The following is a 13,947-nucleotide window of genomic DNA, read 5'->3' as shown; positions in this document are numbered from 1 at the left end:
GGAGGTCTTCACTAAATGGAAAATCATTTAAAAAATATCAAAATATTTACAGGCAATTCTCATCCAGAATTAGCTAGAGAAATTTCAGAGGCTCTAAACATTCCTCTAGGTAAGGCAGAAGTGGGTAAGTTCAGTGATGGAGAAATATCAGTAAATATAAAAGAAACTGTTAGAGGTTGTGATGTATTTATAGTTCAATCAACTTGTAGTCCTGTAAATAATAACTTAATGGAGTTATTAATAATGATAGATGCTTTTAAAAGAGCATCAGCAGGAAGAATAAATGCTGTTATACCGTACTATGGATATGCTAGACAAGATAGAAAAGCTAAATCAAGAGATCCAATAACAGCTAAACTAGTGGCTGACTTATTAACAGCAGCTGGTGCTGATAGAGTTCTTACTATGGATTTACATGCACCTCAGATTCAAGGTTATTTTAATATACCAGTAGATCACTTACTAGGATCACCAATTTTAGCAAAATACTTTGTTGATAAAGGACTAGCTGATAGAGATGATGTAGTTGTTGTTTCACCAGATTTAGGTTCAGTAACTAGATCTAGAAAGTTTGCAGACAAACTTAATGCTCCAATAGCTATAATTGATAAAAGAAGACCAAAAGCAAATGTATCTGAAATAATGAACATAATAGGAGATGTTAAGGACAAAGTTTGTATCTTAATAGATGATATGATAGATACTGCAGGAACAATAACTAATGCAGCTAATGCTCTTAAAGATTTAGGAGCAAAAAATGTATATGCTTGTTGTACTCATGGAGTATTATCAGGTCCTGCATTGGAAAGAATAAATAATAGTGCTATTGAAGAGTTAGTAATGTTAAATACTATAGCTCTTAAAAAAGAAGATGATTTAAATAAGTTTAAATCATTATCAGTTGCACCTATTATGGCAGATGCAATAAATAGAATTTATGATGATGAACCATTAAGTGGATTATTCCAAGATTAAAAAAGAGCGAATATTTCGCTCTTTTTTTGTAAAATCACTAAAAATTTAAACTTTTTTTTGAACAAAAACGTTTAAATTTGATTAAAATGTAAAAATAAAATAATTTTGTTAATTATAAATTGATAAAAAACAATAAATGTTTTACACTTTATTTATATGCATTAATAAGATGTTAAATGAAAAATATTTGATATTTTTTAAAGCATAAAATTGCACAAAATAAGGACAAATGTAGAATAGTTACAGAAAGGATTTTAAGAGGTGAATTTTATGGAAGGTTTATTAGGAAAGATTTTAATTGTAGACGATGATGAAAATATATGTGAAGTCATAAAAATGTATTTAGAAACTACAGGATATAACGTTAAAGTAGCACATGATGGAAAGGCTGCTAAAGAAGAGTTTGTTAATTTTAGCCCTAATTTAGTTGTATTAGATATGATGCTGCCTGGAATTGACGGAATGGAAGTATTAAAGTGGATAAGAAAAGACAGTAATGTTCCGGTAATTATGTTAACTGCTAAAGGAGAAACTTTTGATAAGGTATTAGCTTTAGAAATTGGTGCAGATGACTATGTAGTTAAACCTTTTGAACCAAAAGAATTATTAGCGAGAGTAAAAGCAGTTATGAGAAGATATTCAGGAGAAGAGCCTGATAATGTAGTATTAAACTTTCCAGGTTTAACTATAGATGCTAACTCATATAAAGTTATATACAATGGAGAAGAAGTTAAAACTCCTCCTAAAGAATTTGAACTTTTACACTATCTTGCAAGTAATAAGAATAAAGTTTTCACAAGAGATCAATTATTATGTGAAGTTTGGGGATATGATTATCCAGGTGATTCAAGAACTGTTGATGTTCACATAAAGAGATTAAGAGAAAAATTAAACGGTGGAGAAGACTGGCAACTTGAAACTGTTTGGGGTGTTGGGTATAAATTTGAGGTGAAATAATGAGATGGCGTGGCTTAGTTCCAAAGTTAATATTAACACTAAGCGTAACAATATGCATTACTTTCTTTATTGTAGGTATAATACTTTCTAGCTTGTTTAGAGAAGAATATTATCAAGAAAGATTAAAAAGCTTATCTGGAGAAGCAGAAGTTATAGAACAAGTTGTAAATTCATTTATGAATAGTGAAACTACTTTAGGTGAATTAGATAAATCTATATCATTTATAGGAGATTCGTTAAAAGCAGATATTTATTTAATTGATAGTTATGGTTACATATATTCAGTTTCTAATGAAAAATATTATTATTTAAAGCGAACAAAAATAGATGATGATGATATGAAAACATTAAAGGAGAATATTCCTATAGAGGAGAAGAAAAAAAATGAATTTATATATTCTAAACCTATCTTCTATAAAGGAGTGTTTACAGGAGCTGTTTCAATAGTTACTCCTTTAAGTGCTTTATCAGATTCTCTTGTTAGAATTAATCAAATTGTATGGATGTGCGTAGCTATAGCTATAATTTTTTCAGGTTTAGCAATATATTTTATTTCAAGAAAGATAATTATAAAACCTTTAAAAGTTATAAATAATGCTGCGAAAAAAATTGCTAATGGAGAAATAGGAAATAGAGTTAATGTTTCTTATGATGATGAGGTTGGTGAGTTAGCTGAGTCATTTAATATAATGGCAACTTCTATTGAAGAAGCAGAACTAAATAGAAGAGAATTTATATCTAATGTATCTCATGAGTTAAGATCACCAATGACATCAATTAAGGGCTTTATAACTGCCATATTAGATGGCGTTATTCCTAAAGATAAAGAAGAGTATTATCTTGTTATAGTAAATGATGAGATAAGTAGATTAACTAGACTTATAAATGACTTATTAGATTTATCTGCTATGCAAGCTGGAAAACTAGAGTTTAATATAAGTGAGTTAGAATTAAATAGAATTATAGAGACAACTGTATTAAAGATGAATCAAAAGGCTTCAAGTAAAAATATAAAAATTGAAGTTCTATTGGAGAGCGAAAAATTATATGTTTATGGAGACAATGATAGATTAATACAAGTTGTTACTAACTTAGTTGATAATGCCATAAAATATTGTGATGAAAATGGTGAAGTAAAGATATCAACTAAGACAAAGGGAAGTAAGATTGTTGTTAGCATATTTAACACTAGTAAAGGAATAAATGAATATGATTTAACTCATATTTGGGATAGATTCTATAAAGTTGACAAGGCAAGAAGTAATAAAACTAGTACAGGATTAGGATTATCTATTGTGAGAAATATAATACTGCAACTAGAAGAAGATATTTGGGCTGAAAATGTCAAAGGTAAAAATGGTGAAATAAAAGGTGTTAGATTTAATTTTACTTTAACTAAAGTTAAATAAGTATTGCATAGGAGGTCTTTATGGGGAATTTTTTTAAGAACTCTAAAAAGGGGAAGAATCTCCATGGAGTAAATAAAAAAAACTATGACAATATAGTTATAAAGAAGGATAAAAAAAGGTTTTGGATAAAAAGATTATTAAGGTTAATTAGTTTTATTGTTTTAATTGCTTTGGTAAGTTTTATTGCCTTTAGATACTATATAAAAGGTTTAACTATGAAAGAACAAAAATCGAATCTTTTAAATGAAATAAAAGATGGAAGATATGATATAACTAATTTAGCAAATAAATCAGCATCTAGTTTAGTTACAATTAGTGATGATGAGAATAATTTAGCTATAGGAAAAGAAAATGGTAAAAATGTGTCTGGATCTATTATAAGGACAGATGGATACATAATAACTAGTTATATTGCAATAAAAGATTTTTCAAAAATTTATGTAAAAATATCAAGTAATGATATAAGTCCTTTTGAGGCTAAAATTATTGGGTTTGATAAGGATACTGACATTGCAGTATTAAAAATAGAGGCTGATGGATTAAAAAGTGTTTCAACATCAGAATTAGAGGTTATAGAAACAGGCGAAAAAGTTGCAACATTAGGAAATACAACAAGTGAAGAACCGGTAGGTTTTGTATCTAATGGAATAGTGTGTGCGCCTATAAAGAAAACAAGTATAGTAGAAGAGGGTAATTCTGATTCTAAGGTTTTTGATCTTATAGAAACTAATTCTTTAATAAATTCAGAGAATAATAGTGGTATATTATGTGACTATAATGGAATAGTTATTGGTATAAATAGTTTGTATTTTACTAATAAATTTTCTAAGCCAGGAGTATATTATGCACTAGAAATAAATGATGCTTTAATAATAGCAGATTCTATAATAAGAAAAGGTGAAGTTAATGCAAGTGTAACCTTAGGGATTACAGGATCTACTGTTGCAGATGAAAAGAGCGATGTTTATGGAGTTTATGTAGAAGATGTTGATAAAGATGGAAATGCATTTAATGCAGGAATAAAGCCAACAGATATAATAGTTGAAGTTGATGATGAGAAGGTTAAGAATATAGAAGGCTTAGCTTACTTATTGAAAAAATATTCTGTAGGTAACATAATTAAACTTAAAGTTATAAGAGGAGATACCATAAAAGATATTTCTGTAACTTTAAAGTGATTAAAAGAATATAACCCTTCACATAATTTAGTGAGGGGTTTTTTGTTGTTTTATATTAATAGTAAAAGTATAATTAAAGAATGGTTTAATTAAAAAAATAAAAATTTAATCAAAATGGAGGTTAATATGATTTTAATAGTTGGATTAGGAAATCCTGGAAAACAATATGAGCAAACTAGACATAATATTGGGTTTGATGTAATTGATTATATGGCAAACAAGTATAATATTGATATAAATAGGGAAAAATTTAAAGGTATTTGTGGTGAAGGATTTATAGATAATAAAAAGGTTATTTTATTAAAACCTTTAACATATATGAACTTAAGTGGAGAAAGCATAAGAGAACTTGCTAACTTTTATAAGCTAGAAGATGATGAAATAATAGTAGTTTATGATGATATAAGCTTAAATATAGGAAGATTAAGAATAAGAGAAAAAGGTAGTGCTGGGGGGCATAATGGAATCAAGAGTATAATACAAAATCTTGGTGGAGATAAATTCCCAAGGGTTAAAGTTGGTGTAGGACAACCTAAAGATAACTTAGTAAATCACGTTTTAGGAAAATTTTCAAAGGAAGATAGAGAGCTTATAGAAAAAGTTATTCCAGTAGCAAGTGATGCAATAGTTGAAATTTTAAAAAATGATGCTAAGGAATCAATGAATAAATTTAATGGAGTTAATATAGAATAAGTTATTTATATTAGAATGGTGGTGTTTAGATTGAGGTTACAGGGGTTAATGGCTCCCTTATTAAATAGTGATGCTTTTCAAAAGGTTAAATCCTTTATAGAAAATGGTAATTATCCAATAATGGTAAATGGTTTATCTGATTCAGGAAAATCATATTTTATAAATGGTATATATGAGGAATCAGATAAGCCTATAGTTGTTGTTACACATAATGATATTGAAGCTAGAAATATATATGAGGATTTATCTTTTTACTTGTCTAATGTGTATTATTTACCTTCAAGAGAGATTGTATTTTACAATATAGATGCTATTTCTGGAGATTTAAGATGGGCAAGATTAAAGGTTATAAAGGAAATGCTAAGAAGTACTAAAAAAATTATAGTTACTTCTATAGATGCTTTTGCAGCAACTTATACACCTAAGGAACTTTATAAAAGTCATATATTAAAAATTAAAGTTGGAGATGAAGTCGATTTTAAAGAGATTTCTAATAAGCTTATTGAATCAGGTTACGAAAGATTAGAAACGGTTGAAGGAAAAGGTGAATTTTCATTAAGAGGAGGAATATTAGATGTATTTCCTCCTAATTCAGCTAATCCTTTTAGAATAGAATTATTTGGAGATGAAGTTGATTCTATTAGAACTTTTAATGTAGAGTCACAAAGAAGTATAGAAAAAGTAAATAGGGCAGAAATATTTCCGGCTAAGGAAGTTATATTAAGTAAAGAAACTATAGAGAATGCTATAGAGAAGATGAGAAAAGAACTTTATGAGTTTGAAAATAAAGTTTCTGATAAGGATATCAAAGAGAAACTTAGAAAATTAATAGAAAGTAACATAGAAGCATTACAAGAAAATTGGAGTTTTGAAAATATAGATAGTTATTTACCATTTTTCTTTGATAAGCCAGCAACATTATTTGATTATTTAAATAATTATACATTTATAATTGATGATGCTAAGAGATGTAAAGGAAAACTAGAAAGTACTGTGTTTGAGTTTACTGAAAACTATGAAGCTTTCTTGGAAAGAGGAAGTATATTGCCTTCTCAAATTAATTTAAGCCTAAGTTCAGAAGTGGTAGAAGAATCATTTAAGAAGCATAAAATAATAAATTTATCTCCTTTTGGAGATGGTGGGTTTATAGAATGTTTAAATAGAGTTGAGGTAAAACAAAGTACTAAGAGTGGATATCAAGGTCAACTTGATATGCTTATAGATGATATAAAAGAGAATAAGAAAAACGGATTTAGAACTTTAATACTTTCAGGAACAAGACCAAGGGGAGAAAGATTAGTAAGTACCTTAAGAGAATTAGAGATAGAGAGTGTATATAAAGATAATGTTTATGAAATAAATGATGGAGAAGTTGTAATAACATTTGGAGAGCAGAATAAAGGATTTGATTATCCTGATATGAAACTTTGTTTAATATCAGATAAGAGTGTTTTTGGTGAGAGTAAAAGAGCTAAAAGAACTAAGAGAAAAAAATCAAAAGGTGTATCTAAAATTAAGAGTTTTGCTGAGTTAAAGCCTGGAGATTATGTAGTTCATGTAAATAGTGGTATAGGTGTATATAAAGGTATAAAACAAATAGAAGTTCAAGGACATAAAAGAGATTATTTAGATATTGAATATTTAAAAGGTGATAAGCTATATGTACCAGTTGAACAGTTAGATTTAGTGCAAAAATATATTGGAGCAGATAGTGCTTCTCCTAAGATAAGTAAATTAGGAGGAAATGAGTGGATAAAAGCTAAAGCTAAGGTAAGAAAATCTATAAATGATATAGCTGGTGACTTGGTAAAATTATATGCGGAGAGATCAACTGTAAAGGGCTATAAATTCTCAAAGGATACTCAGTGGCAAAAGCAATTTGAAGATGAATTTCCATATGAAGAGACCCAAGATCAATTATCAGCTATTGAAGATATAAAAGGCGATATGGAAGCAAATAAAGTTATGGATAGATTGCTTTGTGGTGATGTTGGATATGGAAAAACTGAGGTTGCTATTAGAGCAGCGTTTAAAGCTGTAATGGATGGAAAACAAGTAGCATTTTTAGTGCCTACAACAATACTAGCAGAGCAGCATTATAAGAATATGAAAAAAAGATTTGCTGGATTTCCTATAACTATTGATATGATAAGTAGATTTAGGACTAAGAAGCAACAAACAGAAACCCTAAAGGCTTTAAAAGAAGGAAATGTTGATATATTAATAGGTACACATAGACTTGTTTCTAAAGATATTCAGTTTAAGGATTTAGGACTTCTTATTGTGGATGAAGAGCAAAGATTTGGGGTAACACAAAAAGAAAAGATTAAGAGTTTTAAGAAGAATGTTGATGTTCTTACTTTAAGTGCAACTCCAATACCTAGAACTCTTCATATGTCACTTACAGGAGTGAGAGATATTTCTGTAATAGAGACTCCACCAGAGAATAGGTATCCTATTCAAACCTATGTTGTAGAACAAAATGATCAACTTATTAGAGATGCCATTTTAAGAGAGATTAATAGAGATGGTCAAGTTTATTTTGTTCATAATAGAGTTGAAAGTATTCAAGAAGTGGCTAGCTATATACAAGAGCTTGTTCCAGAATGTAAAGCTACTGTTATTCATGGACAAATGACAGAGAGACAGTTAGAAAATGAAATGATAGACTTTATGGAAAGGAAGTACGATGTTTTAGTATGTACTTCTATAATAGAAACAGGAATTGATATTTCAAATGTAAACACAATAATAGTAAATGATGCAGATAAAATGGGACTTTCTCAGCTTTATCAATTAAGAGGTAGAGTTGGTAGAAGTAATAAGGTTGCTTATGCATATTTTCTATATCAAAGAGATAAGGTATTAACTGAGGTTGCAGAAAAGAGACTTAAAGCCTTAAAAGATTTTACAGAACTTGGATCAGGTTTTAAAATAGCTATGAGAGACCTTGAAATAAGAGGAGCTGGAAATATGATGGGTTCAGCCCAACATGGGCATATGGCAGCCATAGGATATGATTTATACTGTAGAATGTTAGAAGATACTATAAGAATTGTTAAGGGTGAAATAGAAAGAGAGCCAGTAGAGACAACTGTAGATTTAAAAGTGGATGCATTTATTCCTTCAAGTTATATAAAAGATGAAATTCAAAAGATTGAAGTATATAAGAAAATTGCTGCTATAGAAAGTGAAGAGGATTATGAATATGTTAAAGAAGAACTAGAAGATAGATTTTCTAATATACCAAATACAGTTTATAATCTTATGGATATAGCTTATATAAAAAGTAAAGCTAAGCTTTTAAATATTGAAGAGATAAAAGAAAAGAATGAAGATATAATATTTATATTTGAAAGTAGAGAAAGAACAGATAAGAGAATATTTAAAATGCTTTTAGAAGGATATAAAGACGATATATTAATTGAATTTGGAGATAAACCAACAATTTTATATAGAGTTAAGGATAAGAAAAAAGAAGATGTTTTATCTACTTTTAAAGAAATGTTAGATAAGTTAATAGCTTTAAATAATTTGTAAATTGAAATATTATTGTAACATTGATATACTAAAATAGAATTTAAATAGAATATTATGTAAATTTTAATCTGAGAAAGGCGAGGTATTAAAATGGTAAGTGTAAAAAAAATAGTAGCATCTGCACTAGTGGGAGTTTTAATGTTTAGTGCTGTTGGATGTAATATGGTAGAAAAAACTCAAGCCGCTATTGATAAGACTACTGTAGCTACGGTTAATGGGGAGAAAATAACTTTAGGAGAGGTTGATTCACATTTAAAAGGAGTCTTTGAACAAATGAAGAGCCAATATGGTGATAAGTATATGGACGATCCTCAAGCTGCACAACAAATATTACAACAAAGACAGGGTATACTTAATAGTATGGTAGAAGAAAAAGTTTTAGTAGCTGAAGCAAAGAAAGAGAATATAGTTCCAAGTGAAGATGACTTAAATAAAAAAGTTGATGAACAAGTTAAAAAATATAAAGAGCAATATGGTGAAGAAGGATATAAAAAAGCAGTAGAAAGTATGGGTTATACTGAAGATACATTTAAAGATTATTTAAAAAATCAGTTTATAGCTGAATCAGTTGTAGAGAATGTTACTAAGAATACAAAAATAACTGACGAAGAAGCTCAAAAGTACTATGATGAGAATAAAAAACAATTTGAAGTTCAAGCTAAGGGTGTCTTAGCAAGACACTTATTATTTGAAAATGAAGATGAGGCTCAAAAAGCTTATGATGAAATTCAATCAGGACAAACAACATTTAATGATTTATATTCAAAATATGAAAATAATAAATTAGAGAATAAGATGCCTATTGCAGAAAGTTTAGTAGTACCAGATGAAAATGCACAAGTTGCTAAAGAATTTGCAGATGGATTAAAACAATTAAAAGAAGGAGAAATATCTAAGCCTATAAAAACTCAATTTGGATACCATATAATTCAAGCTGGACCTACTTATGAAAAAGGAGCACAGTTACCATTTGATGAGGTTAAATCACAAATAATACAAATTTTAAAACAACAAAAAGTTTCACAAACATTAAAAACTGATATGGATCAATGGAAAAAAGATTTAAATGTTAAAGTTTATGATGATAAATTAAAAGAAGGATTAAAACTAAGCAAATAGTTATTATTAAGACTTATGGAAGTTATTCCATAAGTCTTTTTTTTTTAGAAATTTTGATAGATATTTTCTTAAATTGGCTATTAAATTTAAAGATTACATAAATATAATGAATATGCATAAAATTTCAAATAAATTAAATACTATTAGTGTAGACAAAGATTAGTGATTAGAATTTATAAAGGGAGGTAAATATAAATGAAAGCTACTGGAATAGTAAGACGTATTGATGACTTAGGTAGAGTTGTAATACCTAAAGAAATAAGAAGAACTTTAAGAATAAGAGAAGGAGATCCTTTAGAAATTTTTACTGATAGAGATGGTGGAGTAATATTAAAAAAATACTCACCAATAGGAGAACTAACAGACTTTTCAAAGGAATATGCTGAAGCTTTACACCAATCTACAGGTCATATAATTCTTATATCAGATAATGATGAATTTATATCTGTAAGTGGAACTTCTAAAAAAGAGTTTTTAGAAAGAAAAATAAGTGATGAGTTAGAGAATATAATGGATAAGAGAAAATCAGTAGTATTAGGTACTGATAATAAGGGTTTAATACCAATTTATAGTGATGATGATGAAAGTAAATATAGTTGTCAGGTTATAGCACCTATATTAGCTGGAGGTGATGCTATAGGATCCGTAGTTATACTTTCTAAAGAGGGCAAAGTTTTAGGTGAGGTTGAACAAAAATTAGCAGAAACAGCAGCTGCATTCTTAGGTAAACAAATGGAGCAATAATAAAGCTACCATAATTAAATATTTGTATTTTAAATAGTAATAATACCTCTGAATTTAAAATAATATAAAATGAGACTTAATTTAAAGAAAGTAAATTATTACTTAAATTAAGTAATATTAAATCAATGTAATTTTAATAAGTATTAAATATAGAATTTTAATATAGTTTGTTTAATTTAAATTTGGAGGTATTTTATGAAGAAACAATCTCTTATAAAAGGTAGTCTTGTACTTGCTTGTGCTGGTGTTTTAGCCAAGTTTCTTGGTTTGTTTTTTAGATGGCCATTAATAATGTTAATAGGAGATGAAGGATTAGGATATTATCAAATGACTTATCCTTTATATATGCTTTTTGTTGCAATTGCAGCTGGAATACCTATAGCAGTATCTAAATTAGTATCTGAAAAAAATGCTTTAGGGAAATATGAGGAAAGTTTTCAAGTAATAAAAGAAGCTTTAAAGGTAATGGTTTTACTAGGAATAGGGACAAGCATATTTTTAGCTGTAGGTGGTAAGTTTCTTTTACCATTTTTAAAATGGGATGATAAAGCTTATTACTCTATACTAGGAATTTGTTTAGCTCCTACATTAATAGGAATAATAACTCCTATTAGAGGATTTTTTCAAGGATTTCAAAATATGACTCCAACTGCAATATCTCAAATACTAGAGCAAATAGGTAGAGTTATAGTTGGTGTTGGATTAGCTTATATATTGATAGATAAAGGGATTGAATACTCTGCAGGGGGAGCATCTTTTGGAGCTGTAGCTGGAGCTTTTGTAGCAGCCGTATATTTAATTCCTAAATACAAAAATATAAAAAAAAGCTTTAATCTAGGCAAGATAAAAGGTAGTCATGAGATATTTATGGAAATAATAAATATAGCCCTTCCTATATCTATAGGTGCAGCTGTAGGCAGTATTATGGGAGTTATAGATTCTGTTTTAGTTCCTCAAAAACTTTTACAAGCTGGATTTACAGGACAAGAAGCTACCGTTTTATATGCTCAATTGACAGGAAAAGCTACTGTGTTTACAAATATTCCAATGACCTTAGCTACTGCGTTAGCAGCTTCAATAATACCTATAATTTCTGAATTATATATTCTTAAAAATAAAGTACAAGTTAAAGAAAAGATAAATACTACAATGAAATTATGCATGATAGTTTCTATTCCATGTTTTTTAGGTTTATTCTTTATGGCAGAACCTATAATGAATCTTTTATTTCCAGGAAAAGCTGATGGATTTATGATATTAAAATATTTATCAATTAGTGTTCCATTTTTAGTTGGAACACAGATAACAACATCAATATTGCAAGGAATGGGGTATTATTACAGACCTGTTTTTCATCTTTTTATAGGGTGTATCTTAAAAGTATTATTAACTATGAATTTAATACCTATAAGATTTTTAAATATTTATGGTGCTGTAATAGCAACAATAATATCTTATTTTGTAGTATTAATATTAAATTTACTATATATGGCTAAGAGGTTTAAATACTCTCCTAATATAAAAGATGTATTAATAAAGCCTATCTTCGCATCAATTTTAATGATTGGCACAGTTTTATATTTATATACACAAGCTTTAAAATATAGTGGAAGTAACAGTATATCTTGCTTAATAGCTATATTTGTGGGTATTATTATATATATGATATCATTGTTTGTACTTAAAATTTTTAGCGTAGAGGAAATAAAGGGACGACTAAGAAATTAATTTTTATATGTTGCGAAGGAGAATATGGAATGCTTAAGATAATGGGTCTAGGGCCAGGTGCCTATGAAGCATTAACAATAGGTGCTTTAAAAGAATTAAAAAACAATAAAAATATATATTTTAGAACAGAAAAACATCCTACAGTGGATTTCTTAAAAGATGAAGGGATTAAGTTTGAATCGTATGATCATGCATATGAAAGATATGATAGCTTTGATGATGTATATAAATATATTGCAGAGGATTTAATAACTAAAATTAATGATGATGAAGATTTAATATATGCAGTACCAGGTCATCCTTTAGTGGCAGAAAAATCTGTGGTTAATTTAATTGAATTATGCAAACAAAATAATATTGAGTATGAAGTATTGCCAGCAGTTAGCTTTGTAGATGCTATGATGGAAGCTCTGCAAGTAGATCCAATAGAGGGTGTAAAAATAATTGATGCCTTTGACATGAAAAATCAAATATTAGATAAGCGTGTTGGAACTATAATAACTCAAGTTTATAATAATTTCATAGCTTCAGAAGTTAAGTTAAAACTTTTAGAAGGGTATGAAGATGATACTGAAATAATATTTGTAAGAGCAGCTGGAGTTGAAGGTTTAGAGAGTATAAGAAAAATATCTTTATATGAATTAGATTGGCAAGAAGATATAGATTATTTAACTTCAATATATATACCTAAAGATTTAGGAAATAAAAAGGATTTTCAAGATTTATTAGATATTATAGAAACCTTAAGAAATCCAGGTGGATGTCCTTGGGATAGGGAGCAAACTCATGAGAGTTTAAAAAGTGCTCTTTTAGAAGAATGCTACGAAGTAATTGATGCTATTGAAAATGAAGATGAGGATGCTTTAATAGAAGAGCTTGGTGATGTTTTGCTTCAAGTTGTTTTCCATGCTTCTATAGGTAAAGAAGATGGATATTTTGATATTATTGATGTAATAGGTGGAATATCAAATAAAATGATAAATAGACATCCTCATGTCTTTGGAAATGAAGAATTAAATACTTCAGAGCAAGTTTTAGTAAATTGGGATGAAATTAAGAAAGAAGAAAAAGGTATAAAAACTCTATCAGAAGAAATGAAAAACATAGCTAAATCTCTTCCAGCTACAACAAGAGCTTATAAGGTTCAAAAGAAAGCTAAAAAGGTAGGTTTTGACTGGGATGATGTAAATTGTGCTATGGATAAGGTAAAAGAGGAATTAAATGAGATAAAAGAGGTTTATAATTGTGAAGACAAGTCAATAATAGAAGGTGAAGTAGGTGACTTACTTTTTGCTTGTATAAATGTAGCAAGATTCTTAGAAGTTGATGGAGAACTAGCTTTAGATAAGACAATTAAAAAATTTATAAATAGATTCTCTTATATTGAAAATCAAGCAATAAAAAACAATAAGAATTTAAAGGATATGACTTTAGAAGAGATGGATAAACTATGGGAAGAGGCTAAAACAAGTGAAAAATAAGTGTTTTTATTAATTTATGGCTTATTAAAATTAAAAAAAGCATAAATTTTAAAAAAAATGCAAAAATATCAGTATTTTTAGGGTAAAAATTGAAAGTATTGACTATACAAAGAAAGAAATATA

10 protein-coding genes are annotated in these 13,947 nt (G+C 28.2%); all 10 read left to right on the top strand.

Annotation, left to right across the window (positions count from 1 at the left end):
• Window positions 1-15 precede the first annotated feature (15 nt).
• The 10 genes from Q1J60_RS04875 to yabN all read left to right on the top strand — a co-directional run bounded on the left by Q1J60_RS04875 (window position 16) and on the right by yabN (window position 13,824).
• Window positions 16-975 carry a ribose-phosphate diphosphokinase gene (locus Q1J60_RS04875; protein WP_300259154.1) on the top strand — a complete coding sequence of 320 codons (960 nt, stop codon included), beginning with the start codon at window positions 16-18 and terminating at the stop codon, window positions 973-975.
• A gap of 270 nt (window positions 976-1,245) precedes the next feature.
• On the top strand, window positions 1,246-1,932 hold the full coding sequence (locus Q1J60_RS04870; RefSeq protein WP_003450635.1) for a response regulator transcription factor: 687 nt from the start codon (window positions 1,246-1,248) through the stop codon (window positions 1,930-1,932).
• On the top strand, window positions 1,932-3,341 hold the full coding sequence (locus Q1J60_RS04865; RefSeq protein ID WP_300259152.1) for a sensor histidine kinase: 1,410 nt from the start codon (window positions 1,932-1,934) through the stop codon (window positions 3,339-3,341). Before Q1J60_RS04870 ends, Q1J60_RS04865 begins: the two co-directional genes overlap by 1 nt.
• Window positions 3,342-3,361: 20 nt before the next feature.
• Complete coding sequence (locus Q1J60_RS04860) at window positions 3,362-4,519, top strand: S1C family serine protease (protein ID WP_300259150.1); 1,158 nt, start codon at window positions 3,362-3,364, stop codon at window positions 4,517-4,519.
• A gap of 126 nt (window positions 4,520-4,645) precedes the next feature.
• Entirely contained in the window at window positions 4,646-5,212 is a 567-nt protein-coding gene (gene pth, locus Q1J60_RS04855) for an aminoacyl-tRNA hydrolase (protein WP_300259148.1), read from the top strand.
• A gap of 30 nt (window positions 5,213-5,242) precedes the next feature.
• Complete coding sequence (mfd, locus tag Q1J60_RS04850) at window positions 5,243-8,752, top strand: transcription-repair coupling factor (protein ID WP_300259146.1); 3,510 nt, start codon at window positions 5,243-5,245, stop codon at window positions 8,750-8,752.
• Window positions 8,753-8,842: 90 nt separating this feature from the next.
• Window positions 8,843-9,871 carry a peptidylprolyl isomerase gene (locus tag Q1J60_RS04845; RefSeq protein WP_300259144.1) on the top strand — a complete coding sequence of 343 codons (1,029 nt, stop codon included), beginning with the start codon at window positions 8,843-8,845 and terminating at the stop codon, window positions 9,869-9,871.
• A gap of 195 nt (window positions 9,872-10,066) precedes the next feature.
• Window positions 10,067-10,615: a stage V sporulation protein T gene (spoVT, locus tag Q1J60_RS04840; protein WP_300259142.1), complete on the top strand. Its 549-nt coding sequence runs from the start codon at window positions 10,067-10,069 to the stop codon at window positions 10,613-10,615.
• 195 nt (window positions 10,616-10,810) lie between these two features.
• Entirely contained in the window at window positions 10,811-12,343 is a 1,533-nt protein-coding gene (locus Q1J60_RS04835) for a putative polysaccharide biosynthesis protein (RefSeq protein WP_300259141.1), read from the top strand.
• Between the two features lie 29 nt (window positions 12,344-12,372).
• Entirely contained in the window at window positions 12,373-13,824 is a 1,452-nt protein-coding gene (yabN, locus tag Q1J60_RS04830) for a bifunctional methyltransferase/pyrophosphohydrolase YabN (RefSeq protein WP_300259139.1), read from the top strand.
• The last annotated feature ends 123 nt before the right edge of the window (window positions 13,825-13,947 follow it).

Source organism: Clostridium sp. (genome assembly GCF_029258205.1).
Classification (GTDB): domain Bacteria; phylum Bacillota; class Clostridia; order Clostridiales; family Clostridiaceae; genus Sarcina.
This window is presented reverse-complemented; position numbering and strand designations above follow the sequence as displayed.

Excerpts from the sequence above, each read along its gene's own strand:
- Q1J60_RS04835 (WP_300259141.1), top strand. The coding sequence starts at position 10,811 with ATGAAGAAACAATCTCTTATAAAAGGTAGTCTTGTACTTGCTTGTGCT.
- pth (WP_300259148.1), top strand. The coding sequence starts at position 4,646 with ATGATTTTAATAGTTGGATTAGGAAATCCTGGAAAACAATATGAGCAA.
- Q1J60_RS04860 (WP_300259150.1), top strand. The coding sequence starts at position 3,362 with ATGGGGAATTTTTTTAAGAACTCTAAAAAGGGGAAGAATCTCCATGGA.
- yabN (WP_300259139.1), top strand. The coding sequence starts at position 12,373 with ATGCTTAAGATAATGGGTCTAGGGCCAGGTGCCTATGAAGCATTAACA.
- Q1J60_RS04870 (WP_003450635.1), top strand. The coding sequence starts at position 1,246 with ATGGAAGGTTTATTAGGAAAGATTTTAATTGTAGACGATGATGAAAAT.
- Q1J60_RS04845 (WP_300259144.1), top strand. The coding sequence starts at position 8,843 with ATGGTAAGTGTAAAAAAAATAGTAGCATCTGCACTAGTGGGAGTTTTA.
- spoVT (WP_300259142.1), top strand. The coding sequence starts at position 10,067 with ATGAAAGCTACTGGAATAGTAAGACGTATTGATGACTTAGGTAGAGTT.
- Q1J60_RS04875 (WP_300259154.1), top strand. The coding sequence starts at position 16 with ATGGAAAATCATTTAAAAAATATCAAAATATTTACAGGCAATTCTCAT.
- Q1J60_RS04865 (WP_300259152.1), top strand. The coding sequence starts at position 1,932 with ATGAGATGGCGTGGCTTAGTTCCAAAGTTAATATTAACACTAAGCGTA.